The sequence below is a fragment of the Enterobacter sp. EC_64 genome (assembly GCF_019584165.1).
Taxonomy (GTDB): Bacteria; Pseudomonadota; Gammaproteobacteria; order Enterobacterales; family Enterobacteriaceae; genus Enterobacter; species Enterobacter roggenkampii.
The window spans coordinates 1-225 of the sequence record NZ_VDAS01000109.1 but is presented as its reverse complement, the minus strand read 5'-3'; the positions used below and the strand labels follow the sequence as shown (position 1 = coordinate 225).

The 225-nt window shown below is 56.4% G+C and carries 1 protein-coding gene; it reads left to right on the top strand.

Annotated features, from left to right (window positions below):
- A partial coding sequence (locus FHC52_RS22685) for a transposase (RefSeq protein WP_220420283.1) occupies positions 1-225 on the top strand: 225 nt, incomplete at both ends.

Sequence of the window (225 nt, the reverse complement as noted above, 5' to 3'; positions counted from 1 at the left end):
TTCACTGCATGCAGCATTGGTACAACCTGAGCGATGGCGCGATGGAAGATGCTCTGTACGAAATCGCCTCCATGCGTCTGTTTGCCCGGTTATCCCTGGATAGCGCCTTGCCGGACCGCACCACCATCATGAATTTCCGCCACCTGCTGGAGCAGCATCAACTGGCCCGCCAATTGTTCAAGACCATCAATCGCTGGCTGGCCGAAGCAGGCGTCATGATGACTC